The 26,730-nt window shown below is 30.5% G+C and carries 22 protein-coding genes; 8 read left to right on the top strand and 14 right to left on the bottom strand.

Translation table 11 applies throughout. The features are described from left to right. Positions 1 to 100: 100 nt before the first annotated feature. The gene (locus tag Q0678_RS00125; RefSeq protein WP_299052240.1) at positions 101 to 1,525 is read left to right on the top strand and encodes an AAA family ATPase; all 1,425 of its coding nucleotides are present in this window, start codon (positions 101 to 103) and stop codon (positions 1,523 to 1,525) included. On the opposite strand, the gene Q0678_RS00130 is transcribed toward Q0678_RS00125, so the two are convergent. Beyond that, a complete protein-coding gene (locus Q0678_RS00130; protein WP_299052242.1) occupies positions 1,522 to 2,472 on the bottom strand; it encodes a lipid A deacylase LpxR family protein in 951 nt (316 codons plus the stop codon). The two genes, Q0678_RS00125 and Q0678_RS00130, sit on opposite strands and share 4 nt — an antisense overlap. 92 nt (positions 2,473 to 2,564) lie before the next feature. Between Q0678_RS00130 and ppk2 (Q0678_RS00135) the strand changes: the two genes are divergently transcribed. Beyond that, a complete protein-coding gene (ppk2, locus tag Q0678_RS00135) occupies positions 2,565 to 3,422 on the top strand; it encodes a polyphosphate kinase 2 (protein ID WP_299052244.1) in 858 nt (285 codons plus the stop codon). A 4-nt stretch (positions 3,423 to 3,426) separates the two neighbouring features. Next, entirely contained in the window at positions 3,427 to 4,209 is a 783-nt protein-coding gene (gene ppk2, locus Q0678_RS00140; protein WP_299052246.1) for a polyphosphate kinase 2, read from the top strand. On the opposite strand, the gene Q0678_RS00145 is transcribed toward ppk2 (Q0678_RS00140), so the two are convergent. Beyond that, positions 4,206 to 4,838 (bottom strand): hypothetical protein, encoded by a 633-nt coding sequence (locus tag Q0678_RS00145; protein ID WP_299052248.1) that lies wholly within the window; start codon positions 4,836 to 4,838, stop codon positions 4,206 to 4,208. The two genes, ppk2 (Q0678_RS00140) and Q0678_RS00145, sit on opposite strands and share 4 nt — an antisense overlap. Before the next feature lie 64 nt (positions 4,839 to 4,902). On the opposite strand from Q0678_RS00145, the gene Q0678_RS00150 reads away from it, so the two are divergent. After that, a complete protein-coding gene (locus Q0678_RS00150) occupies positions 4,903 to 5,445 on the top strand; it encodes a Smr/MutS family protein (protein WP_299052250.1) in 543 nt (180 codons plus the stop codon). Between the two features lie 16 nt (positions 5,446 to 5,461). Continuing rightward, positions 5,462 to 6,607, top strand: a complete 1,146-nt coding sequence (locus Q0678_RS00155; RefSeq protein WP_299052252.1) for a cysteine desulfurase family protein — start codon at positions 5,462 to 5,464, stop codon at positions 6,605 to 6,607. Positions 6,608 to 6,635: 28 nt separating this feature from the next. Here Q0678_RS00155 and Q0678_RS00160 read toward each other — a convergent pair whose 3' ends face one another. The 11 genes from Q0678_RS00160 to dnaN form a co-directional block, all read right to left on the bottom strand. Beyond that, positions 6,636 to 8,174 (bottom strand): hypothetical protein, encoded by a 1,539-nt coding sequence (locus tag Q0678_RS00160; protein ID WP_299052254.1) that lies wholly within the window; start codon positions 8,172 to 8,174, stop codon positions 6,636 to 6,638. 7 nt (positions 8,175 to 8,181) lie between these two features. After that, complete coding sequence (locus Q0678_RS00165; protein ID WP_299052257.1) at positions 8,182 to 10,473, bottom strand: FdhF/YdeP family oxidoreductase; 2,292 nt, start codon at positions 10,471 to 10,473, stop codon at positions 8,182 to 8,184. After that, positions 10,466 to 11,266: a formate dehydrogenase accessory sulfurtransferase FdhD gene (gene fdhD / locus Q0678_RS00170; protein WP_299052259.1), complete on the bottom strand. Its 801-nt coding sequence runs from the start codon at positions 11,264 to 11,266 to the stop codon at positions 10,466 to 10,468. The genes Q0678_RS00165 and fdhD overlap by 8 nt, the downstream gene beginning before the upstream one ends. Positions 11,267 to 11,340: 74 nt before the next feature. Then, complete coding sequence (locus tag Q0678_RS00175; protein ID WP_299052261.1) at positions 11,341 to 12,537, bottom strand: class I SAM-dependent methyltransferase; 1,197 nt, start codon at positions 12,535 to 12,537, stop codon at positions 11,341 to 11,343. Between the two features lie 7 nt (positions 12,538 to 12,544). Further along, on the bottom strand, positions 12,545 to 13,627 hold the full coding sequence (locus tag Q0678_RS00180) for an AI-2E family transporter (RefSeq protein WP_299052263.1): 1,083 nt from the start codon (positions 13,625 to 13,627) through the stop codon (positions 12,545 to 12,547). After that, complete coding sequence (locus Q0678_RS00185) at positions 13,628 to 14,905, bottom strand: hypothetical protein (protein WP_299052266.1); 1,278 nt, start codon at positions 14,903 to 14,905, stop codon at positions 13,628 to 13,630. It lies immediately after the preceding gene. Between the two features lie 74 nt (positions 14,906 to 14,979). Continuing rightward, entirely contained in the window at positions 14,980 to 15,843 is an 864-nt protein-coding gene (locus tag Q0678_RS00190; protein ID WP_299053738.1) for an RluA family pseudouridine synthase, read from the bottom strand. Between the two features lie 5 nt (positions 15,844 to 15,848). Then, the gene (locus Q0678_RS00195) at positions 15,849 to 16,268 is read right to left on the bottom strand and encodes a VOC family protein (protein WP_299052268.1); all 420 of its coding nucleotides are present in this window, start codon (positions 16,266 to 16,268) and stop codon (positions 15,849 to 15,851) included. Between the two features lie 39 nt (positions 16,269 to 16,307). Beyond that, positions 16,308 to 17,999, bottom strand: coding sequence for a gamma-glutamyltransferase (gene ggt / locus Q0678_RS00200; protein WP_299052270.1), 1,692 nt, complete (start codon positions 17,997 to 17,999; stop codon positions 16,308 to 16,310). Positions 18,000 to 18,061: 62 nt separating this feature from the next. Then, the gene (locus Q0678_RS00205; protein ID WP_299052272.1) at positions 18,062 to 18,664 is read right to left on the bottom strand and encodes an ACP phosphodiesterase; all 603 of its coding nucleotides are present in this window, start codon (positions 18,662 to 18,664) and stop codon (positions 18,062 to 18,064) included. Positions 18,665 to 18,762: 98 nt separating this feature from the next. Then, entirely contained in the window at positions 18,763 to 19,881 is a 1,119-nt protein-coding gene (dnaN, locus tag Q0678_RS00210) for a DNA polymerase III subunit beta (protein ID WP_299052274.1), read from the bottom strand. Between the two features lie 354 nt (positions 19,882 to 20,235). On the opposite strand from dnaN, the gene Q0678_RS00215 reads away from it, so the two are divergent. From Q0678_RS00215 to Q0678_RS00225, 3 genes are all read left to right on the top strand, one after another. Continuing rightward, positions 20,236 to 22,722, top strand: a complete 2,487-nt coding sequence (locus tag Q0678_RS00215) for a PIG-L family deacetylase (protein WP_299052276.1) — start codon at positions 20,236 to 20,238, stop codon at positions 22,720 to 22,722. Between the two features lie 309 nt (positions 22,723 to 23,031). Next, positions 23,032 to 24,741, top strand: coding sequence for a sodium:solute symporter (locus Q0678_RS00220; RefSeq protein ID WP_299052278.1), 1,710 nt, complete (start codon positions 23,032 to 23,034; stop codon positions 24,739 to 24,741). A gap of 17 nt (positions 24,742 to 24,758) precedes the next feature. Continuing rightward, positions 24,759 to 25,733, top strand: coding sequence for a Gfo/Idh/MocA family oxidoreductase (locus Q0678_RS00225; protein WP_299052280.1), 975 nt, complete (start codon positions 24,759 to 24,761; stop codon positions 25,731 to 25,733). Between the two features lie 54 nt (positions 25,734 to 25,787). On the opposite strand, the gene Q0678_RS00230 is transcribed toward Q0678_RS00225, so the two are convergent. Beyond that, positions 25,788 to 26,636: a DUF2911 domain-containing protein gene (locus Q0678_RS00230; protein WP_299052282.1), complete on the bottom strand. Its 849-nt coding sequence runs from the start codon at positions 26,634 to 26,636 to the stop codon at positions 25,788 to 25,790. Between the last annotated feature and the right edge of the window lie 94 nt (positions 26,637 to 26,730).

Genomic DNA, 26,730 nt, shown 5'->3' on the forward strand with positions numbered 1-26,730 from the left:
TGTTTTGTTTTTATAGTATTAAGGCAAATCTACATTTTTTTTTTTTATGTTAAAAATTTTTATTTATAATTCAATGTATCTTTGTAACATTAATTTATTTATGGTACAAAATACATCAGATTTTTATTCAGAATTACTTAAGAAATTTCGGTTTTCACCTACAGTAAAACAAAACAAGCTATTGCGTTTATTAAGTGATTTTATTTTTACTGAAGATAAAGATGCTTTGTTTTTGTTAAAAGGATATGCTGGTACCGGAAAAACAACCACCATTAGTGCGTTTGTAAATAGTTTGGGCAGCGCTGGTAAAAAAGCAGTTTTATTAGCACCAACTGGTAGAGCTGCAAAAGTAATTGCTTTGTATGCAAAAAGACCAGCTTTTACGATTCATAAAAAAATATATTTCCCCAAGAAACAATCTAACGGAAGTGTAGATTTTGTGTTACAACCCAATAAGCATAAAAATACTATTTTTATAGTAGATGAGGCTTCTATGATACCCGACAGCAGGCAAAATCAAAAATTATTTGAAACAGGTTCTTTGCTAGATGATTTAATAAAGTATGTGTATGCAGGGCATCAATGTAAATTAATTTTTATTGGAGATACCGCTCAGTTGCCGCCTGTTAAATTATCGATAAGCCCAGCATTAGAGCAGCAAAATTTAATGTATGATTATCATAAAAATGTTACTGAGATAGAGTTAGATGAAGTTATGCGTCAGCATGAAGATTCTGGCATTCTTGCCAATGCTACCTTACTAAGGTTAATGATACAGAATGAAACTACTAATTTTAAATTTGATGTTGATTTTCCTGATATTATTAGGTTAACCGATGGTTATGACATAGAAGGTGCTTTGGTGACTGCTTATGATTCTGAAGGCATAGAAGATACTGCTTTTATTGTTCGTTCTAATAAAAGAGCCAACCAGTACAACGAACAAATTAGAATGAAAATAAGGGGGCAAGAAAATGAAATTTCTGCTGGTGATTTTATCATGGTTGTAAAAAATAATTACTACTGGTTACAAGAAAATTCTACGGCTGGTTTTATTGCCAATGGAGATATTTGCGAAGTGCTAAAAATATTTTCAATTAAAGAATTGTATGGCTTTAAGTTTGCCGAGGTAAATGTTAGAATGATTGATTATCCTGACATGCAACCTTTTGAAACTGTTTTAATTTTAGATACTTTAACAAGTGAAACACCTTCTTTGTCTTATGAAGAGTCTAATAAATTATATCAGGCTGTTCGAGAAGATTATGCACATGAAAAATCGAAATACAAACAATTTATGGCCATTAAAAAGAATGCTTACTTTAATGCTTTGCAAGTTAAGTTTTCTTATGCAATAACTTGTCATAAGTCTCAAGGTGGTCAATGGCAAACTGTTTTTATAGAGCAACCGTATTTACCAGAAGGTGTATCTAAAGAGTATTTTAGATGGTTGTATACTGCTTTAACAAGAGCCAAAGATAAAGTGTACTTAATAGGCTTTAAAGACGAGTTTTTCAATGACTAACGTAGTAAATAGTTAAAAGAGATTTGTCCGTAAGAATGACCGTTATTCATACGTAAATTTTTAGATTTATTGGTATTGTATAGAAATGAATAACCTAGAATAAACCTATTTATAGTATGTTTTACACCCATTTCTAGATTAAAAATAAACGGATTTATTTCATTAGTAACACTACTGTTTTTATTCAAAAAACTACCTTGTATAGTAGCATCATAACAAGTAAACTGTAACATCGGTTTTACATAAAAAAAAGATTCTAAGTTATTGTAATAGTCAGATTGTTTGTTATTTAAATTTGTATTAAAACTAACAGAATTTATATTTTTTTGTAGCGGTTTAAAGCCAATTCTAGCAATCAATCCAGATGCAATATTTGTATGAACCGTTCCTATGTTTAAGTAGTTTGTGTTTGTAACATCAAAGATGTTGTTTTTTGAGGTGTAAAGCGGTTTGTAATAATTTAATTTAAAGTTTATTGCCAAGGCATTTTCTATTTGATATTCCCAGCCGATGGCCTTTTTAAAGCCATAAATTTCATGAATAAATTCTTGTAAATTTTTAGCCATAGCATTTTCACCTAAAACACCTAATTGAAAATTAATCTTTAAAATTTGATTGTTTTTATAGCTATTGCTTATTCCGAAACCAGCATATAAATGACCCGCAAAAGGTCTGTCATGTTCAATAATACTGCCAACAACAGCATTAAATGGAGTATACATTTTGTGGCCAATCTCCCAACTGTAAATCTTTTTTATAATTGACTCTTTTTTTTTGTTTGAAAGGTGTCTGTATGAAATAAAAAATCCATTTGTATAGTATCTGTCTTTTGAAGTAGATACATACAAATCGTTTTCTGATGTTAAAAGAATCTCTTTTGAAAATTTCTCTTGAGAAAATATTAAAGAGGTACTAAATAATAAAAGTGTAAAAAAGATGCATTTCATAAGTATCAAAGATAAAATTTCTAATTTAAAAAGCTCTTTTTTTAATGATATCTATAAAAAAATAGTTATTTTAGATTTTGTAAATTCAATAAATGAAAACAAAAAATAAATTAAGCTCCGAAGATTTTTCTAGATTAGAAACTGTTGAAGAATTAAGGGCTCTTATTCAAGATAAAAGTAAAGATTGTAACAAAGTAGAAAAAACAATTTTATATAATGAAGAGCTGCGTTTACTTCAGATAGAGTTGGTAAAACTGCAACAATGGATTTCTAAAACGAATAAGCGAATTGCTATTATTTTTGAAGGAAGAGATGCTGCTGGTAAAGGAGGTAACATTAGAAGATTTATGGAGCATTTAAATCCGAGATCGAGTAGGTTGGTGGCTTTAAACAAACCAACAGAAGTAGAAAAAGGACAATGGTATTTTCAGCGTTATATAAAAGAATTACCCAACCCAGGAGAAATTGTTTTTTTTGATAGAAGCTGGTACAACAGAGCTGTTGTAGAGCCTGTTATGGGGTTTTGTACCACACAACAATACAAAGAATTTTTAGTTCAGGTGCCAGAATTTGAGCACATGATGTATGAAGATGGTGTAATTATTATAAAATTTTGGCTTTCAATAACCAAAGACGAACAACTAGACCGTTTTGAGGAGCGAAAAGAAAATCCATTAAAACGATGGAAATTTAGCCCGGTAGATAAACAAGGACAGATTCTTTGGGATAAATACACCCATTATAAAGAAGAAATGTTTTCTAAAACACACACTTCTTATAGTCCATGGATTATGATTAAAACAAATGACAAGCAAGTAGCTAGATTAGAGGCGATACGTTATGTTTTATCTAAGTTTGATTATGAAGGCAAAGAAGATGTAAAAACCGTTTTAACACCAGACCCAAATGTAGTAATGCGTTATTACAGATCAAACACTAATATCGATTAATCGTATGATAGAGATTACACCTAAAATTTTAAAGAAATTAAACTCTAAAAAAGGCTTATTAGCATTAATTTCTAAAAAACCTTTTAATATCGAAAGAGCCGTTAGATATGTCGATTATCAAAAGAAGTTAAAAAAGTTACAAGTAGAGGTAATTCGTTTACAGACTTGGGCAATTGAAAATAACGAAAGGATAATAATTGTTTTTCAGGGTAGAGATGCCGCAGGTAAAGGAGGCGCAATTAGAAGGCTTACAGAGCGAATTAACCCAAGGCATATGCGAATTGTTGCCCTGCCAAAACCAACTGAAGATGAAAAATCTCAATGGTATTTTCAAAGATATGTAGAGCAGTTTCCAAAGGCAGGAGAAATTGTTTTTTTTGATAGAAGCTGGTACAATAGAGCGGTAGTAGAGCCGGTAAATAATTTTTGTACACCAGAAGAATATTCAATTTTTATGAATCAGGTAAATGATTTTGAAAGAATGATTTTAGAATCTGGCATTCACTTAGTTAAAATTTATATGTCTATTTCTAAAAAAGAGCAAGCAAAACGATTTGTAGACATAAAAAGCGATCCATTAAAACAATGGAAAATGACAAAGTTAGACGAAAAAGCACAAATTTTATGGGACGATTATACCGAGTATAAAAAAGCAATGTTTGCCAAAACAAATACTGAAATTTCTCCTTGGAAAATTATAAGAGCCAATAGAAAAACAGAGGCTCGTATTAATGTAATCAATCATATTTTAGACAGAATACCTTACGACAAAGATTTAGAGATTTAAGTAATTTGCTGCTTTACTTCAGAAAAAATAAAATAAATTTCTGCGGCAATTTCTCTATTGATTTTTAAGTAAGTTTCTTCCTCTTTCACAGTTCCGTCAGAAAATTTTGGGTCTACAAAAGGCAAGTGAAATCTTTCAATAGCATCAGGTATAAAAGGGCAGTTTGTATCTGCGTTATTGCAAGTTGTAATGGCAATAAAGGGTTTTGTGTTATCAATGTCATCAATTTTTTTTGAATACCCTAAAATGGTTTTTTTACAACCGTTAAATGATATTTTATAAACAGGGTTTTGATGGCAAAAATTTTCTAAATCAAAATTAAAACCTGTATTTTCTAATGTTTTTATAGTATTTTTATAAAAAGCTGTAATTTCTGTACCTCCAGAAAAACTCTTTATTGGTAACTTAAAATAGTCAGCAGCAAAAAAGCCCCAAACTTGGGCTAATTGACTTCTTCTAGAATTATGCGTGCAAATAAAATTTAGATTTGCGTTGCCCTCTTTCTTGAATTCTAAAATAATAGTTTGCGCTATTTTTTTTAGCAACTCTTTTCTATTCTCATCTAATTGAATAGTATTAAATGCATTTGTGAAGAAATTATCTGTAGAACTCATAGAAGTTGGTTTCATCTTGCTATTTTTGTAACAAATATAATATCATAAGAAAGAGATAAAAGTTAATACAACGTTAAGAATGAATTTAAAAGTAGGAGATAAAGTAGCGGTTTTAGATGCTGTTTTAAAAGGTGAAATTATTGGTATTAACGATAATGAAATTTCTGTGAATGCAGATGAAATGGTTTTTAAATTTAAAGCATCTGAACTTGTAAAGATTGAAGTAGAACAGTACGAATTATCTAAGTATAGCGATATTAATAACAGTTTACTTCAAGAAAAAATAGCGACTAATACTCCGAAAGTAAGTCTTTTTAAAAAGGAAAAAAAAGAGGTGATTTTAGAGGTAGATTTACATATCCAAAAATTGGTAAAATCAACCTATAAAATGGATAATTATGATATGCTGAATGTACAATTAGATGCCGCAAAAAATAAAATTGAGTTTGCGATTGCAAAAAGAATACCCAAAGTGGTATTTATTCATGGGGTAGGAGAAGGTGTTTTAAAGTCTGAATTACATAGACTTTTGGATAAATATCCTGTTAAATATTACGATGCTTCTTATAAAAAATATGGTTTAGGAGCCACCGAAATTTATATCTATCAAAATAGTAATTAATTGTATTTTTGTGTTTATGAAAACTGTTTATTTAGACAATGCTGCTACCACTCAAATAGATGAAAAAGTACTAGAAGTGATGCATGCTTCTATGCAAAATAACTTCGGAAACCCTTCTTCTACACATCAAATTGGTCGTAAAGCAAAATCTGCTGTAGAAACTGCTAGAAAAAATATAGCCAATCATTTTAACGTATCTGCATCAGAAATTATTTTTACTGCTGGCGGAACAGAGGCAGATAATTTAATTTTAAATAATGTCGTTTTAAACCTTGGGGTACAAAGAATTATTACCTCTAAAATAGAGCATCATGCAGTTTTACATACTTGTACGCATCTTAAAAACACCCAAAATATAGAATTAAGTTATGTAAATGTAGATGAATTTGGTCAGCCAGATCTATTGCATTTAGAGGCGTTGTTATCAAACAATACTACCAAAACATTGGTAAGTTTAATGCTGATAAATAATGAAATAGGAACCCTTTTAAATACAAAAAAGATTGTAGATTTATGTAGCGCTTACCAAGCTTTATTTCATTCAGACACTGTGCAAGCAATTGGTCATTATCCTATAGACTTACAAAAAACACCTATTGATTTTATTGTTGCAAGTGCTCATAAATTTCATGGACCTAAAGGTGTTGGTTTTGCCTATTTTAAAAAAGGTTTTGGTGTTTTACCTATGTTTTATGGTGGCGCACAAGAAATGGGAGCAAGGTCTAGCACCGAAAATGTACATGCAATTCTTGGTATGGAAAAAGCCTTAGACATTGCAATTACTAATTTGCAGAGAGATAAAATTTATATAGAAAGTATTAAAACGTATTTTATAGAATTATTAAAAAATAATTTTAAAGATATTGCTTTTAATGGAGCTTCATCTAATTTACAAACAAGTAGCTATACTATTTTAAATGTACGTTTTCCGTTTTCAAATGCTTTTTTATTATTTAAGTTAGATTTGGCTGGTATTGCAGTTTCTGGTGGTAGTGCATGCCAAAGCGGAAGTAATACAGGTTCTCATGTTTTATTAGAAATACTTAAAGAAACAGATACAGACAAAACATCGGTTCGCTTTTCATTTTCTAAATTCACCACAAAGTTAGACATAGAGTATACAATAGACGCGTTAAAAAAACAAATTCCATCGCTTACTTAGAGGTCTTATTTAATCAGTGTTTTTAAACCTACTTTAGTTTTAAGAATGAAAGATGGTAAGAGATTCCGAAGTTGATAAACGGGCTACTCAATGTGCCACCTTTAGCACTTACAAAACCACCTGCAGCTCTTAGGTTTAATGTATTAGATACCTTGTAGTTTATACCAGCACTTGGTTTAAAAATAAGTCCTTCTCCTGTGCTTATGTTTCCACCACCTGCAGCGCCACCAATAAATTGAGTGAAAAAAGAGGTTGTATTATTAAATAACATATTGGTTTTTGCACCCAAACCTAGCAAACCTTCTCCGTATGCACCTGCATTACCAAAATTAGCAAATGAAGTTTGAGCAGCTAGAAAAACATTTTTATTAAGATCTAAATTTACTTGAAGAGATATTTGATGCATATTTTCTGTTGGATCTGTTTCTCTTTCAGCATTAAAATATACGTCATGTTTTACAATAACATCTAATCCTTTAAATTTGGCTTTCTTAAAATTATTTTCTTCTAATTTAACGCCATTTCTATTTACGTAATATTTAATACCTAGGCCAAATGTACTGGTATAAAAATCTTTGTTAGGTGTTAACAAGTAACCTTTATTTAATGATACATATATATCGTTAAATAGTTTTTGTTCTAAAGAGATGTCTGGGTATAATAAAAATCCTCCTTTGGTATCTACACCACCACCGCCTCCAGCTCCAATACCAAATTTTGCAGCTATTTTAGTTCTGTTTTTATTAAAGTTAGCTAGGTAACCAGCACCTACAAAAACATCCATATATCCGGCTCTAATTCCGTTATAAGCCCCATCAACTTTCACAAAAGTAAACCAGTTTTTATTTAGATAAGAACTAAATTCAAAACCAGCTAAATTGATTGTTTTTCCTTTTAAAATTTCTCCATTTGAAGCTTTTGCATCGCTTAAAACGTTTAAATTATTAAAGTGAAACATGATAGCGTTTCTTTTTGGAGTCGCATTCCAAGTAGTTTGTTTTAATTCATTGATGTCATATTCCTTTTCTTTATTGTTAGAATAAGAATAATTAAAATTCAACGGTACTTCTAAACCAAAATTTAATTGATGTCCTTTAATAAGTCCATTGTCAAAAAAATTAACATAACTATAGCCGGTATTTATAGAAAAATTTTTAAAATTATATCCAAGGTTTACGTGTGGTAGTATAAAAGCACCACCACCGTCTGGTGCGCCTGCACCGCCACCGCCACCAAAATGAAAGCCAGTATCTAAATAAATATTTTTGTAGATTTCTTTTTTAATACCAGCATTAACACCTAAGGTAAAAAAGCCGCCTCTGTTGCCGCTAACAGCTCCATAAAGACCAACACCTGTATACCACAGATCATTAAAAGTTAAGTTGTAATGAATACCAGTAAAACCCATGTTTTGTTCATCAGGGATAGTTGTTATTGGCATTTTAATAGAAAGGAAATCTATTTTTGCAAAACCATTTTGAGTTCTTTTTTTTGGTATATTCTCATTTTGAGAAATCATACATTGATACGTAATAAGCATCAAACATAGAGTAAAAACCTTTTTCATAATTATTTTATCTTTTTTCAATACTAATAACAACTGTTTTAGAAGTTGGTGTATTACTTTTATCGGCGCTACTTTTTAGCGGTATTAAAACATTTGCTTCCGGAAAATAGGTAGCCGTACATTGTGCTGGTATATTATATGGCACCACTAAAAAACCTTTAGCTTTTCTTTCTTCTGATTTAAAATGACTTGTAATATCAACCAAATCTAATTTTTTAAAGCCAAGTCTTTTCATGTCCTCTTTATTCATTAAAATAACTCTTCTCTCGTTTAAAATACCTCTATATCTATCATTTAAACCATAAATAGTAGTATTATATTGATCGTGAGTTCTAATAGTCATCATTAAAAATTGATTCTTATGTAGTTTAATTTCAGAGGCTTTGTTTAAACTAAAATTTGCTTTACCTGTTTTTGTGGGTGTAAAATTATTCTCTCTTGCATTATTCGGCAAATAAAAACCACCTTTATTTCTAATACGTTTATTAAAATTTGAAAAGCCAGGAATGGTTGCCTCAATTTTATCTCTAATTAAATCGTAGTTAGAAGCTAAGGAGGTCCAGTTTGTTGTGGTCTTTTTTAAAGTTGCATTGGCAATTCCTACAACAATTGCCGGCTCGCTATATAACTTATCAGAGCACGGTTTTAAAGTTCCTTTAGATTGATGAACAATACCCATAGAGTTTTCTACTGAGACAAATTGTTCTTTATCTGCTTGATAATCTATCTCAGTTCTACCCAAACAAGGCAATATAATTGCAGTTTTACCGGTAACCAAATGACTTCTATTTAGTTTTGTAGAAATTTGAACAGTTAAATTGCAATTCTCTAATGCTTTGGCAGTAAAAGTAGTATCTGGGGTTGCAGAAATAAAATTACCGCCCATGCCAATAAATACTGATGCTTTTTTGTCATGCATGGCCTGTATGGCATTTACCACATCGAAACCATGTTTTCTCGGGGCTTTAAAATGAAATTCTTTTTCTAGATTATCTAAAAAGTCATTATTAGGTTTTTCCCAAATACCCATTGTTCTGTCTCCTTGAACATTAGAATGCCCGCGAACCGGACAAGTACCTGCGCCTTTTTTTCCGATACTTCCTTTTAGTAATAAAACATTTACAAGCTCTCTAATATTATCAACGGCATTTTTATGTTGAGTTAAACCCATTGCCCAGCAAATAATAATTTTTTCGTTTTTAATAATTAACTCAGCTGCTTTTTTTATTTCATCAAGCTCCAAACCTGTTTTAGGGTATAACTCTTCAATAGAATAACGCTCTAAATCTTCTAATAGAGAATCGATGCCCGCTGTTTTGTCTTCTATAAATTGATGATTAAAAACCGTACCAGGATTTTTAATTTCTTCTTCATGCATCAATTTTAAAATAGTTTTTAACAAGGCAACATCACCATTAATTTTTACTTGAAGGTAAATATCTGTTAAATCTTGTCCTTTGCCAATCCATTTTAATGGGTTTTGTGGGTCTTTGTAGTTTACCAAGCCAACTTCTTGCAAAGGGTTGATTGTAATTATTTTACCTCCATTTTTTTTGGTATCACTTAAGGCTGTTAACATTCTAGGATGATTGGTGCCTGGGTTTTGACCAATGACAATTACTACATCTGCATGGTTAAAATCATCTAAAGTAACAGAGCCTTTACCTATACCAAGAGTTTCTGTTAAGGCAATTCCACTCGATTCGTGACACATATTAGAGCAGTCTGGTAAGTTATTGGTACCAAATTGCCTTACAAATAATTGATACAGAAATGCAGCTTCATTACTAGTTCTGCCAGAGGTATAAAAAATTGCTTCATTTGGCGATTTTAATAAATTTAGTTCGTTGCCAATTTTATTAAAAGCATCATCCCAAGAAATTTCTTGATAATGTGTGCCTCCTTCTGCTAAATACATAGGATGCGTTATTCTACCACTTTTACCAATTTCGTAATCAGACATTTCAGAGAGCTCTTGAACCGAATGCGTCATAAAAAACATTGGCGAAACCTTGTTTTTTGTAGCTTCTTCTGCAATTGCTTTGGCACCGTTTTCGCAATATTCAGCTAAAAAAGCTCTTTTTTGATCTGGATCTGGCCAAGCGCAACCCGGGCAATCAAAACCATCTAGTTGATTTATTTTAGAGAGTAATTGTATGCCTTTGCCAACCCCAACTTCTTTTTTAACATGACTTAAAGCACTGCTAATAGCTTTTACACCAACGGCACTTTTGGGATTTTCGTGTAAATGAATTCCGGTTAGTTTTTCTGAAGTTAGTTCTTTTGCTTTTTTAGTCATGCGTTTCAATTCTGTTTGGGTTTGCATAAATTGTCATCCGATTCTCTCTTGTAAAACCAATCAAACATATACCAAATTCTTTAGCAAAATCTACAGCTAAAGAAGAGCAGGCAGAAACGGCAACTATTATCGGAATTTTAGCAATAAATGCTTTCGAAACAATTTCATAAGAAACGCGTCCGCTAACTATTAAATACTTAGCTTTTTTAAGATTGTTTTTGCTTAGTAAATCGCCCACAACTTTGTCTACAGCATTATGTCTACCAATATCTTCTTTAATTGTTAGTAGTTTTTGTCTGTCATCAAAGATAGCGGCTGCATGGCTTCCGCCAGAACTTTTAAAGGTATTTTGTAATTGGCTCATTGTTAGTAACATTGTATGCAAAATTGCGCTAGAAAAAGAACTTGTTTCTTCTAATTTATTGCCTTTTACCTTTATGTCTTTTAATTCTTTTTTGCCGCAAATACCACAAGAAGAAACAGATAATAAGGTTCTTTTGTTAAGGTATCCCTTTCCTAACAAGGTTTTATTAATATTTATATTGATGATTGTAGGAATTGAATCTTCTATTTCTACGATTTCAAAAATTAAATTTTCAGTTTTTTTATAAATGTCTTCGGCAAATAGTAACCCTCTAATAAGTGCTTCATCATTATCTGGCGTTCGCATTACAACCGTATATGGCTCGCCATTAATATTAATTTGCAATGGCGACTCTAGTACCAATGTGTCAGAATCTATTGTCTGAGTATTGTTTTTAATTTTGATGGCTTGATAGACGAGCGTTTGCATAAAAAAATGGATAGCTTTATTACAAAATTAATGAAAATACACACCGATAAAAAGGAAAATATAGAAACTATTTTTTAACTATTTATTTCAATTTTAATAGCTTTTGTACAAATAATAACAACTAGTTTGTTTGATGAATAGGTGGTAAAAAAAAGATATTGATTACCACCTTCTTTAATTTTTGTTTCTTTTCTTATTTGTGCAACTGTCTTTGGGAAGTTTCGAGTAGTAATATTAGCCTTATTGTTCGTTAAAAATTGTTTTATTTTTTTCTTATCATAATTTAAAACATGTTCAACTTTAAAGCATCTTCCCGGAAAATCAATTAGTTCTTTAGAGGTATATAAATGAGAATGTTGTGCTATTTTAAAAACATTTAATTGATTTGCAATAGCAACAAAACCACCTGCTTTTAAAATGGCAGCATTTGGTTCATACAAGTATTTATCGGTATCTGTGTAAATTGTATTTGCCTCTTGTTTGTATTTAAAATTAAAAGTTTGTTTGGTGTTTTTAACAATGTTTATGGTGTTAATATCAATCTCTTTTTTAGTGTTCTTTTCTAATAAAAAAATCAATTCTTTAACTTCATTATTAATAGCAACAATATGAATTTCTTTTACATATTTAAGTTCATTAATCGTACTGGTAATATCTAGAATAGGAGAGTTCTTAATTAATATTTGAGTTGTTTTTGTGAACAAAAAATCAATATTTTCTGGCACATTAGGTAGGCAGTCTTTTAATAAAAAGACCTTGCCTTTCGTTTCATTTCTTCTAGATGGATCAACGTAAATACAATCAAAACTTTTATCAGATTTTTTTAAATAATCGAGACCGTTGCCAGAAAAAGTTTCAATATTTTTTATTTTTAATTGTTTATAATTATGACTTACAATTGTTGATAAATCGCTATTAATTTCACAATGTGTTACTTCTTTAAAATGCTTAGAAAATGCATAACAATCTACTCCAAAACCGCCAGTAATATCTATCATAGATTTCCCATTAATTAAAGAAGCTTTATAATTTGCAGTTATTTCTGATGAGGTTTGTTCTATACTAATTTTTAAAGGATAATAAATGTTTTTAGAGGAAAACCAAGAAGGTAACTTTTTTTCAGATTTTTTATTTGCAATTATTTGATTTGCCAATTCTTGAACACTAACATTCTTAAAAGTACTTCCTTTTAAAATCAGTTTTGTGATATCTGAATTTAAATTTTGCTTTATAAATAGCTGAACTTCTGTATCTAAAATTGCTAAATTCAAAGTTTATTTAGAGGTCTTTTGTGATTGATTTTACAATCTTATTATCAGATAAAAACTCTTTTAAAATTACTTTTAATGCAGTATACAAGGGTACTGCAGTTATCATTCCTATAACGCCAAAAAGTAAGCCGCCAATAATAATTATTAAAAATATTTCTAAGGGATGAGATTTTGTTGTCTTCGAAAATATAATTGGTTGACTTGCAAAATTGTCTATTAATTGTGCAATTAAGTAGCCAATCATTACATAGGTTGTTGTTGGCAAAATATCATTCTGAAAATCTAAACCAATATTACTAGTCATCGACAAAATAAACATCATAACGGCGCCAATTAAAGGGCCAACATAAGGTATTAGGTTTAGTAAAGCACATAAAAATGCGATAACAATAGCATTATCAATCCCAAAAATAAGTAAGATAATTGTGTATAATACAAAGAGAATTGTAATCTGAATAATCAAACCAATAAAGTATCTTGACAGTAAATTGTTAATGGTTTCTAATGATTTAGAAAACCTTTTTTCTGAGGTGTTTGGTATCATTGTCATTACTCCCTTTTTAAGTAGTTGACTGTCTTTCATAAAAAAGAAAGAGATAAATAAAACAGAAAACAGACCAATACTTAAAGAACCTACAGTTGACAGAATAGCATTTAAAAAATCAGGTATTTCTTTAAATTGAGCCATAAAGTCGACATTTTTAATTTCACTTAAAACATCAATTCCTTTTGAAGAAAAATATTGGTTTATTTGATGAAACACTTCCTGAATATTTGCTTGCAATTTATCTACTTGTAATAAAGACAAACTTCTACTTTGTTCTGTAACTAACGGAATAAACATAATAATTAACCCCATTAATAAACTGAGCATAACTACCATGGTAAACACTACTGCAATTGTGTTCGGAAACTTTAATTTATTTCTTAAAAACAAAATAATTGGTCTTGCAATTAAAGATAAAACTGCAGCGATAATAATGTAAACAATTACAGATTGAATTTTAAAGATGAAAAAGCCAAAGAGTAAAATACCAATTATTATTGCTAAAGCCCTTAAAATACCTGATGTTATTATTTTAGAATTCATTTAATTATATCCTTTTACGTTTTCCATTTTTAAAAATCTGCCATTATCAAACTTATGATTTGTAGATAATAAAGTGCCACTTTTTGTGGTAATCCAATCTTGCCAAGTTGCAGAAACCTCTTTCATTTTCATGCTTGGCACTGTCATTTTATAACTTTCTGGTATGTTGTTTTTATCTAAAATCCAAAGATAAGAATCTCCAGGAGTAGAGCCGCCTTGGGTATATTTAACCAAAAGAGTATTTTTATCATTAATTCTTTTATAGCTTCTAATTGTACCTTTATCAAAAAGTTTATGAGGTGCTACCATCCAAAAAGAGTCATTATTAAAAATATGCCATGCTTTTTTTACAACCAAAGAATCTTGAGTTTTTTGCGATTCATTGTTATAAGAAACAGTACTTTTTTTAATATTCTCTGGATAAAGTTTTACCTGAATAGTATCCCAAGTAACATCTACAATATGCTCTTTTTTATCCCATTTAAAATGTCTTTTACCAGCAGAACTCCATTCTAAATACCTAGTATTTTTATATGCTTGATGATTAATTGCCTTTAAAACCTTATTAGCTAAACTATCTGCTTTGCTATTAATCGATGATACATTACCCATATCTATTTCTAAGTCAAACAAAGAAAGTTGATGTTTTGTAGGTAGTTTTATGCCTGTTTTTGTTTCTTTTAAATCAGACCAAGTTGCCGATATGCCTCCTATAGGTAGTATTGATGTCCACATTTTAAAGGAAGTCGGTAGGTAGTTTTTATCTAAAATCCATAAGTATGAATCTCCAGGAGTAGATCCTCCGCTGGTGTAGGTTATAAGCAGAGCTTCTTGGTTTTTATAGTTTACAATTCGTCTTTCTGTTCCTTTATCAAAAATTTTATAAGGAGCAACTAGCCAAAAAGAATCATTGTTAAAGTAGTCTACTGCCTTTTTAAGTAAATCATTATTTTCTACCCTTTTATCAGCTACAAAAACACTACTTTTTGAGGTGTTTTTTGTGTTTAAAAGTACTTTGTTTTCATTCCAAGAAACTTCAACTATATGTTTATTTTTAAACCATTTATAATGATTTTTATTTCTAAAACTCCATTCTAATGTTTCGGTATTTTCGTAAGCTTCATAATTTAAAGCGGTAAGCATTTTACTAGCTAATTCATCTGCTTTTTTACCTGTTTTTCCTTCAGGTAACGGTTCGTTATAGATCATATAATAAATACCAAAAATCACCAATATTATTAGTACTAAGACTCCGATTAACTTTACTGCTTTTTTCATTTTTAGTACTTTAGTTAGATTGCTAAATTATTAATTTTTAAAAGAAGAAACGATTTGTTTTCTATGATTACTTTTTATTTTTCTTGTGGATTAAAAATTTTTAAAAACTTTTTTGGTAAATCGATGGCAATAGAAAAGTCTTTTTTGGTAAAAGGATGTGTAAAGTTTAACGCAGAGGCATGTAAAAACAAGCCTTTTCCTTTTAATACTTTATCTTCTATAAAATAATCTTTATCACCTAAAATAGGATTTTTAATTGATAATAAATGTTTTCTTAATTGATGTTTTCTACCGGTTTTAGGAGTTAGTTTAACTAAATTTAAATAATTAAATCGTTCAGATTTTACACTTTTTAAAACGGTATATTCAGAAAAAGCAGTTTTATTATCAACCAAACTATTAATAAACCCTTTCGCATTCATTTGCCCGATTGTTATGGCTAAATAAGTTTTCTGTATCTTTTTTTCTTCGAATAATTTATTTAATTTTAAAATAGCTGAACTTGTTTTTCCAATCACTAAAAGACCACTTGTAGGGTAATCTAATCGATGAACTGGTTTTGGATTTACAGCATCTAATTGAGTGCTTTTGTTTAGATTTTGAGACAATGCATTTGCAATGGTTACAAATTTATTGCCACTCACTAAAACTCCGGCTGGTTTGTTAATAATGGCTAAATAATCATCTTCAAAAATTACTTCTAACGTTAATTTTAATCGGCTATAATTTACCGATTCTTCAGCTTCAAATAATTCTATATGTTCGCCACCAGTAATATATTTAGCGGTGGTTGCCATTTCTTTGTCAATTAAAATAAGTTTTTTTTTGAGGGCCTTTTTGATACCCGATTTTGTGGGTATTGTGTTAAAAATTCCAACGGCATATTCTTGAAACCTAATCTTTGCAATATTATTTTTTACTTTATGTGTTTCTATCAGAATCACTATTTTGCAAATAATTGATTTATATCTCTAAAAGCCTTAAATTCTAAAGAGTTGTTTTCTGGGTCATTAAAAAACAAGGTTGCTTGTTCACCTACCTTTCCTTTAAAACGAATACAGGGTGCTATTATAAAATCGGTGTTTACTTTTTTTAAGTTTTCGGCCAATTCATGCCAATTATCCCAAGACAAAACAACGCCAAAGTGGGGCACAGGAACATCGTGACCATCTACAAGGTTTGTTACTGGTTTTTTCGGTTGGTGTTCTTTCTTTTGATGAATGACTAATTGATGTCCAAAGAAATTAAAATCTACCCATTCTTCTGTACTTCTGCCTTCTTCGCATTTTAAAATATTTTTATAAAAGTACCTGCATTTTTCTAAGTTTTTAACGGGTATTGCAATGTGAAAAGGTTGTAACATTTTTAGTTGGTTTTTATTAATAAAATTGGTGTAATATTGTTAATAACCAGCGGCTTTATCATCGCCTCTAGGGTCTGCACCACCTTCTAATGTGCCATTTTTAAGAACTAAGATTCCTTCTACTTTTCCTATGACAGGCGCGTCTTTTTCATTAATATTATACCCTTTTTCTTTTAACTGATTGGTTGTTTTAGTACTAAATTTATTCGGTTCCATCATAATTACATCTGGTAGCCATTGATGATGAAATCTTGGCTGATTGACAGCTTCTTGCATTCCGAAACCAAATTCATGCACATTTAAAATTGTTTGTAAGACAGAGGTGATAATTGTAGATCCGCCAGGTGTACCAACAACCATCCATAGTTTTCCTTGTTTTTCTACAATTGTTGGTGTCATAGAGCTTAACATTCTTTTTTCTGGTTTTATTTCATTTGCTTTGGCACCAATTAAACCAAACATATTTGGTACACCTGGTTTGCTAGAAAAATCATCCATTTCATTATTTAAAAAGAAGCCTAAATCATTGCAATATAATTTAGATCCATACGCACCATTAATAGTTGTAGTTACAGAAACGGCATTGCCAAATTGGTCTACAATGGCATAGTGAGTTGTTTCATCACTCTCTACTATTTCTATATTACCATGCCCAATATCTGTTGATTTTGTTGCTTTATCAAAAGAAAAATCATTCATTCTGTCTTTTGTGTATTCTTTTGATATTAAGGTTTCCACAGGAATTTTTACAAAGTCTGGGTCTCCTAAAAAGTAACTTCTATCTGCGTAAGCTCTTCTTTCTGCTTCTGTAATTACTTGTATTGCCTTTACAGAGTTATGGCCATAATTATTTAAGTCAAAAGGCTCAATTCCGTTCATAATTTGTGCCAAACAGATTCCGCCACTAGAAGGTGGCGACATCGAAATTACATTTAAGTCGTCATACTTAAAAGTAACTGGTGTTCTCCATTTAGCCTCATACTTAGCCAAGTCTTCAAGCGTCATAATTCCGCCATTTTCTTGCATAAAATTCACCAATCGTTCTGCAGTTTCGCCTTTATAAAATTCATCTCTACCGTTTTTAAGAATTCTTTCTAAGGTTTCTGCAAGTGCATTGTATTTTATGGTGTCGTTTTCTTTCCATTTTTGATCAAAAAGAATTGGTTTTTTGTTTGCTTTCTCAAATAAAGGTTGGTATTTTTTAATACGTGCCTCTTGTTTTTTTGTGACTATAACACCTTGCTTTGCTAAATTAATTACAGGTTCTAATATTTCATTTATTGGTAAAATCCCGAATTTTTTATGAGCAGCAAAAACTCCTGCTACAGTTCCGGGTATGCCAACAGCCATTGCACCCAAGGTACTTTTGTTTTTAATAACATTGCCTTGTACATCTAAAAACATTTCTTTTGTAGAGGCTAAAGGAGCTTTCTCTCTATAATCTAAAGCACCGATTTCGCCATTATTTTTGCGGTAAACCATAAAGCCACCACCACCAATATTACCTGCATACGGATACGCAACTGCCAAAGCTAGTTCTGTTGCAGCCATGGCATCAAAAGCATTGCCTCCTTTTTTTAAAATAGCAACACCTATTTTAGAAGCTTCTTCTCTTGCAGAAACCACCATTGCTTTTTGGGTAATTAACCCCGTTATTTTTTCTTTTTCTGCGGATGTTTTGCATCCAAACATTAATAATGAAAGTGTAGATAATAAGAATATTTTTTTCATGTGCTATGTTTTTAATAGTGATAATAGTAAATGATAAGAAATCTATTGTTGCTTTTTCTTTACTAATTGTTTGTGTTACTATTTAGTTCTTTCAATTTTTTGTCTGTGAATTTACATAAATCTTCAAAAAATAATGTAAAATCTTCTTCTAATTCCGTTTTTAATTGTTTTAAATCTTCAATGGCTAAATTCATTTTAGATTTTCCTTTAGTTCTTTGGTTCATTCCGTTTAAAACCTTTGCAATACCTTCTTCAAATTGATAATTATACAGAATGTTGTACTCGATCATGTAATTTATAAAATCTTGAGATTTTTTTGGTAACTCTAATTTTATGCTGTCAAAAAACGAGTAAATCCCTTTTGTGTAAATATTTAGTGGTATTTCAGAGTAATTTGACCAGTTTTTAGCTAAAAAGAAATCATAAAAAATATCGATAATCACACCATCATAATGCCTATATCTTTGGTGTAAACGTCTTTTACTTTTTCTAACTATTGGGTGTGTGTCTGTAAAAGTGTCTATTTCTCTGTGTAAAAATATGCCTTGCTGAATTTCTTTTGAGTAGTTCTCAAAATTATTACCTCTAATATGGTCTGCAATAAAATTGCCAATCATAATATTGCTATTGTTATTCGATAAATATAAGTGAGCTAAGAAATTCATGTTATAAATGTAAACAAAAAACCACAGCTTTTGGCTGTGGTTTTATAAATATACATCTATTTTTTATTGTGTAAAAAAGCTATGTTATGGTTAGTTTTTTAACTGTTAAGCATTACTGGCATTACTAGCATTGTTACTTGCTCACCTTCATCGGTACCATCAATTGGCGTTAATATACCTGCTCTGTTTGGTAAAGACATTTCTATAACAACTTCATTAGAATTTAAGTTGTTTAACATTTCGCTTAAAAAACGAGAGTTAAAACCAATTTGCATATCATCACCTTGATAATCGCAGCTTAAACGTTCATCAGCTTTGTTAGAGAAATCTAAATCTTCGGCAGAAATATTTAATTCTGTACCTGCCATTTTTAAACGAATTTGATGTGTTGTTTTACTAGAAAATATAGAAACACGTCTAACAGAGTTTAAAAAAGAAGCTCTATCTACGGTTAATTTATTTGGATTTTCTTTCGGAATTACAGCTTCGTAATTTGGGTATTTACCATCTATCAATCTACAAACAAGTACAACATTATCAAAAGTAAATTTTGCATTTGCTTCATTGTATTCAATAGTTACATCGGTATCTGTCCCTCCTAAAATACCTTTTAATAAATTTAAAGGTTTTTTTGGCATAATAAATTCTGCCGTTTGGTCTGCAGTTACATCTGTTCTAGAGTATTTTACTAATTTGTGTGCATCTGTTGCAACAAAAGTTAAGCTCTGAGAACTAAACTGAAAGAAAACGCCACTCATTACTGGTCGTAAATCATCATTACCAGCAGCAAAAATAGTTTTAGAGATTGCAGTACCTAAAATACTAGCAGGCAATACTGTTTTGCTTGGCGATTGTAAAGAAACTGCTTTCGGAAACTCTTCTCCGCTAAAATATGCCATGTCATATTTACCCTGATCAGAGCTAATTTCAATGGTATTTTCTCCTTCTGTTTTAAACGTTAAAGGTTGGTCTGGAAACGTTTTTAAAGTATCTAATAACAATCTTGCAGATACTGCAATAGAACCAGCGCTATCGCTCTCTATATCTACTACAGAACTCATAGTAGTTTCTAAATCTGAAGCAGATACTTTTAATTGATTTTCAGAAATTTCAAATAAAAAGTTATCTAAAATTGGTAAGGTGTTGTTGCTATTTATAACGCCTCCTAAAACTTGTAATTGTTTTAATAATTGCGAACTAGATACAATAAACTTCATATACTGTTTTTTCTTAATTTGTGATACAAATATAACTTTATTAACTGACACTGAAAATTATTTTATTAACAGGTTATCACTATTTTGTTGATGCTTTTAAGACCTCATTTTCGTTTCTTATTTTTAATGATCTAGTAAATAAATACGAACTTGGTATCGACATTTAATCAAGGGTACTTACCTTTTAGTACACAATATTTAAAATATACATTCTTACTTTTAGTTTGATGCATAAAAACTATATTTGCTATCATAGTACTTTTTTATAAATTGAAAAAGACTGTTTTATAGCAGTTTATTAAACTTTTATTAGGTTTCGTTTATAATCAAAAGAACTTTTATCTATAATTTCTTATGAACAAGCAAGCATTACTTTTTTTCTTTTTTTTATTAATATCGTTTAATTTGGTATCTCAAAAGCCTCAAAAATTAACTTCAAACCAAATTTTTGAAAAAATTGAGAAACTAAATTTTTTAGGAACAGCTTTATACATTGCGGCACATCCAGATGATGAAAATACCAGATTAATTGCTTATTTGGCAAACACTATAAAAGCAAGAACCGGCTATTTGTCTTTAACTAGAGGAGACGGTGGGCAAAATCTTATAGGATCTGAAATAAGAGAATTACTTGGGGTAATTAGAACTCAAGAATTATTAGCAGCAAGAGCTATCGATGGTGGCGAACAGTTTTTTACAAGAGCCAATGATTTTGGCTATTCTAAACACCCAGATGAAGCGTTAGAAATATGGAATAAAAAAGAGGTTTTAAGCGATGTTGTTTGGGCAATTAGAACCTATAAACCAGACGTAATTATCAATAGGTTTAATCATAGAACTCCTGGTACAACCCACGGGCATCATACAGCATCTGCGATTCTTAGTTTACAGGCTTTTGATCTTGCTAGCAATAAAGATCAGTATACAGAACAACTTAAACTTACAAGTGTTTGGCAACCTAAAAGATTGTTTTTTAATACGTCTTCTTGGTTTTATAAAACGCAAGAAGCTTTTGAAAAGGCAACAAAAGGAAAATTAACTTCTTTAGATGTGGGTGTTTATTATCCTTTAAAAGGAATGTCTAATAATGAGTTGGCTTCTGTGGCAAGTAGCCAGCATTTATGCCAAGGTTTTGGTAGATTAACAACAAGAGGCGCCCAAAATGAATATATCGAGTTTTTAAAAGGAGACAAGCCAACAAATCAAACTGATATTTTTTCTGGAATTGATACTACTTGGAATCGTATTGAAAATGGTCAAAAAATTGGAGATATTTTATATGATATAGAGCAGAATTTTGATTTTAGAAATCCAGAGAAACATTTATCTTCATTAATGCAAGCCTATGTGTTAATAAAAAATATAAGTGACCCACATTGGCAATCTATCAAAGAAAAACAGATTAAAGAAATTATTGAAGCTTGTGCCGGATTGTATTTAGAGGCAAATGCCATGAGATCTTTTACAACCCCGAATTCTAATGTAGAAGTTGCTTTTGAAGTATTGAATAGAAGCAAAGCAACAATACTTTTAACAGAGTTAGTAACCGAAAAAGGGACTCGTAAAATTATAAAAAACACAAATTTAACAACTAACCAAAAGATTGTTTTTAAAGAAAGTGTTTTTATAAATCAGACAACTTATTCAGATCCGTATTGGTTAAAAAACAAAGCTACATTGGGCATGTATAATGTGGCAGATCAAAAACTAATTGGTTTGGCAGAAAGTCAAAGTGCCTTAACAGTAGATTTTAAGTTGCTTATTGATGAAATTCCGATTACAATTACTAAAAATGTAGTTAGAAAATATGCAGAAAAAGACCAAGGAGAAATCTATGAGCCATTTTCTATTTTGCCAAAAGTAACTACAAAGCTAAGTCAGAAAGTAATTGTTTTTTCTGATGATGCACCTCAAACAATTTTTGTAGAAGTTAGAGCTGGTATAAAAAATGCGAAAGGTACAGTTGCTTTAACGGTTCCAGAAAATTGGAACGTATTGCCCAAAGAGATGAATTTTAATATTCAGCAAATAAATGGTATTCAAAAAGTAGCCTTTCAAGTGTATCCATCTAAAGAGCAATCGGATGGTAAGATAGCTGTAACAGCTACTTTAGAAAATATGATGTATGATAAAGAGTTGGTAGAAATTAATTACAGTCATATACCGAAACAGGTTGTTTTGTTAAATTCTGAAGCCAAAGTGGTTCGATTAAACGTAAAAAAAGCGGGGAATTTAATTGGTTATATTCAAGGTTCTGGAGATGCCGTTCCCGAAAGTTTGCGTCAGTTAGGATATTCGGTGACTACAATAAAGCCTTCGGATATTACGACAGCTTACTTACAACAATTCGATGCTATTGTTTTGGGTATAAGAGCCTATAATGTAGTTAAAGAATTAAAATTTAAACAAAAATTTTTATTAGAATATGTTTATAATGGCGGCAATATGATTGTGCAGTATAACACCAATAGAGGCGTAGATGTTATGGCGCCTTATCAATTAGAATTGTCTAGAGATCGAGTAACAGATGAAAATGCAAGTGTTTTTATTTTAGATAAAAATCATTCGCTTTTAAATTATCCGAATAAAATTACTACAGAAGATTTTAAAGGGTGGGTTCAAGAACGTGGGTTGTATTTTCCGAATTCTTGGAGCAAAGAATACACGCCAATTTTTTCTATGAATGATACCGATGAATCTCCTAAAAAAGGGAGTTTATTAGTAGCAAAATACGGTAAAGGCAATTATATATACACAGGTTTAAGCTTTTTTAGAGAGTTGCCTGCAGGTGTTTCTGGTGCCTATAAATTATTTGCGAATATGTTGTCTGTAGGTAAATAGTAAGAATACCATTAAAGAATTAAAAAGTTATTATTCTTAACAAAAATAAGGTTCTAAAACTACTTTAGTTTTCTTATTTTTATAGATTGATAAAAAAAGATGAATACGCTTAGCCCTGATAGAGCGGTTTGTTTAAGCTCTCACGCTTTTTTGCGTGAAGCGAGTAGCGAAAGCAGGTAATAGCTTCAAATAGCAATACATGAATAGTAAAAAATATACTTGGAAAAAAGAGTACTCACTGGTTTTATTAGTGAATGTAGTTTACATAATTGTGTTTTATTGTATTACTAATTATTATTCGTTTTAAAGATGGAAATAGCAAGTAAATTACATCTTATCGATTGGGTAGTTTTATCGATTACCTTAATTTCTATTGTTGCCTACGGCACCTATGTTACTAGAAAAAACAATAATGTAACCGATTATATTAAAGGAGGAAATGACTCTAAATGGTGGACGATAGGTTTGTCTGTAATGGCCACACAAGCAAGTGCTATTACTTTTTTATCTACGCCAGGCCAAGCGTTTGATAGCGGTATGGGATTTGTGCAATTTTACTTCGGATTGCCCATTGCGATGATTATTATTTGTGTCGTTTTTATACCTATTTATCATAAGTTAAAAGTTTATACAGCTTACGAATTTTTAGAAGGTAGGTTCGATTTAAAAACAAGAACTTTAGCGGCAATTTTGTTTTTAGTACAACGAGGTTTGGCTGCAGGAATTACCATTTTTGCCCCTGCAATTATTTTAAGTGCAGTATTAGGATGGGATTTGCTGTTGCTAAACATTATTATTGGTGTACTAGTTATTATTTATACCGTTTCTGGTGGTACAAAAGCAGTAAACGTAACTCAAAAGCAACAAATGATTATCATTTTTATAGGAATGTTAATTGCTTTTTTTATGATTATGAGTCAGTTACCAGCCAATATAACTTTTACAAAAGCATTAGAAATTGCTGGTGCTAGTAATAAAATGGAGGTGTTAGATTTCTCTTTTGATTTAAGCAATCGATATACCGTTTGGACAGGTATTTTAGGGGGTACATTTTTAATGTTATCTTATTTTGGTACAGATCAAAGCCAAGTACAACGCTATTTGTCTGGTAAATCTATTAGAGAGAGTCAGTTAGGTTTAATTTTTAATGGGTTGTTAAAAATACCAATGCAGTTTTTTATTCTGCTAATTGGTGTAATGGTTTTTGTTTTTTATCAATTTAATCCATCGCCTTTAAACTTTAATCCGGGTGCAAATTCTGCTGTGCAAAACTCTAAATATGCCAATGAGTATAGTGTATTAGAAACAAAGCATATTACGATAGAAAATACTAAAAAAGAGTTGTTAATTGATGGAGTTCAAAAAAAGGATGTGCAACTTTTACAAGAGTTAAATTCTGCAGATGCAGCGATCAAACAACAATCAAAAGAAATCATTAATAAAATAGATGCCGAAAACGATCTTAAAAAAATAGAATCGAATGATAAAGATTATGTATTTATTCATTTTATTTTAAACAATTTGCCAAGAGGATTGATTGGTCTTTTACTGGCTGTTATTTTATCTGCAGCAATGTCATCTACTGCATCAGAATTAAATGCATTGGCAAGTACAACGGCTATAGATTTGTATAAGCGAAATGTATCATCACAAAAAAGTGAAGCTCATTTTGTAAAAGCATCTAAATGGTTTACATTATTTTGGGGTATTATTGCTATAGGAGTTGCTTGTATTGCTAATTTATTTGATAATTTAATACAGCTGGTAAATATTATTGGCTCTATTTTTTATGGTAATGTTTTAGGTATTTTTTTATTGGCTTTCTTTATTAAATTTATTAAAGGGCATGCCGTTTTTCTTGCTGCATTAATAACACAAGCAATTATTATTAGTGTATTTATTTTAGATTGGTTGCCTTATTTATGGTTAAATTTATTAGGATGTGCTCTGGTGATGATGTTTGCAGTTCTTTTACAGACATTTGTTTTTTCTGATAAAACTAAAACATCAAAAATTTAATATTATAGAATCATTACATGAAAGATAAAACGATACGTTGGGGAATTATAGGCTTAGGAAAAATAGCCAACAAATTTGCTGCAGATTTGGCAACAGTGTCTAATTCTGAGTTAGCAGCCGTAGCTTCTAGAGATAAAGAAAAAGGAGTGGTTTTTGCCAATAAATACGCTGTAAAAAAAGTTTACAGCTCATATGAAGAACTTTCTAAAGACAACGAGATTGATGCTGTCTACATAGCGACACCGCATAGTTTTCATAAAGCGCATACGCTTCTTTGCCTTCAGCATAAAAAAGCGGTTTTATGTGAAAAACCTTTTGCAATGAATTTAGAAGAGGTAACAGAAATGATTGCTGTTGCTAAAACAAATAATGTATTGTTAATGGAGGCTTTATGGACTTGTTTTTTACCTCATTTTAATTATGTTTTAAACTGTATTGAATCTAATACTTATGGTATTTTAACAAAGTTAGAAGCAGATTTTGGTTTTTATAAAGCGTTTGATACAGACAATAGGTTGTTTAAAAAAGAAGTTGGTGGTGGTAGTTTGTTAGACATTGGTATTTATCCAATTTTTACCGCTTTATGTGCTTTAGGAATTCCTAATGAAATAGATGCAAGTGCTACTTTTTTTAAAAATGGTGCAGATGCTACTTGTAATATGATTTTTAATTACAACAAGGCAACCGCTATTTTAAAAAGCTCTTTAATAGAAGATACACCTACAGAAGCTGTTTTTACTTTCGAAAAAGCCGTTGTAAAAATGAACACACAGTTTCATGCACCAACTACTATTACTATTCTTAAAGACGGTAAAGAAAAGCATGTTAATTTTAAGACCAATACAATTGGTTATAGTTTTGAAATAGCTCATTTTAATGCTCTTTTAAGAGCAGGAAAAAAAGAGAGTGATGTTGTTTCTTTTGATTTTTCTAAAACTTTAATAAAAACCTTAGATCAGGTAAGATCTATTATAGGATTGTCTTATTCATAAAAAAAAATCTCAAGCATTACACTTGAGATTTCGTTTTCTATTGTTTAATTAAAATTACAACGCTCCCCATTCTTTTAAAGAAGCTTTATTCATTTTGATATAGCCAGTATTGTTTGCTTTTTCTGCATATTTTAATGATGCTTTAGCAGCAGCAATTGCGCCTTTAGTATTTCCTGCTTTTGCGTGTATTAAAGATTGTTGTCTTAAATACCAAAATTTAGGGGCATCCGAAGTCATTTTTACAGCTTCGTCTATCCAAGTTTGTGCTTTTTTAATGTCTTTGTTGGCTTGTAAATAATACACTGCTGCTGCATACATATCGTTTGCAGAAGGTCCGTTCATTACATTTTCTATATTTTTTGAAACCATTTTGTCTGTTGGTGTTTCAAACTTTAAGCCAACATAGGTGTTTTCCCATAAAATACCTAAGACTGCAGAGTTGTTAGTTATGTCATCAAAAGTAATGGTAAATGTTTCAATAAGCATTGGTATTTGCTGCGCTGTTACAGTTGTTTTTGCCGCTATTTTAGTTTCGTCCCAAACACGAGGTGTGCCCCAATTTGTAGCGTCACTGTATAAAATAATGTCCCAATTTTCTTCTCTTGGTATGGTGTATAAAGCATAGGTTCCTGCTTTTATTGTTTTACCATCAACCATAAAATCTGTAGAAAAGGTAAGTTTTGTATTCTCATTTGCACCCGTTCGCCAAACTTTACCATAGTCTTCTAAACCACCAAATATTTTTCTTCCTTTTACATTTGGTCTACTGTATTCTAATGTAATATTTGTTAAACCAACAATTTGTTCTGTTTTTTGAAACGTACTTGGTGCTGGTGTTTTTATTTGTGCGTTTACAGAAAAGGCAAAAATAAGCAGGCATAAACTTGTAATTATTTTTTTCATAAATTAATGTTTTTAATTTTATAAAATTACAATTTCAAAAAAAGAGAAACGTTAACAAAAACTTAAAAAGGGATTGTATCTTTGTGCTTTACAC

This window comes from uncultured Polaribacter sp. (assembly GCF_947497125.1).
Lineage (GTDB): Bacteria > Bacteroidota > Bacteroidia > Flavobacteriales > Flavobacteriaceae > Polaribacter.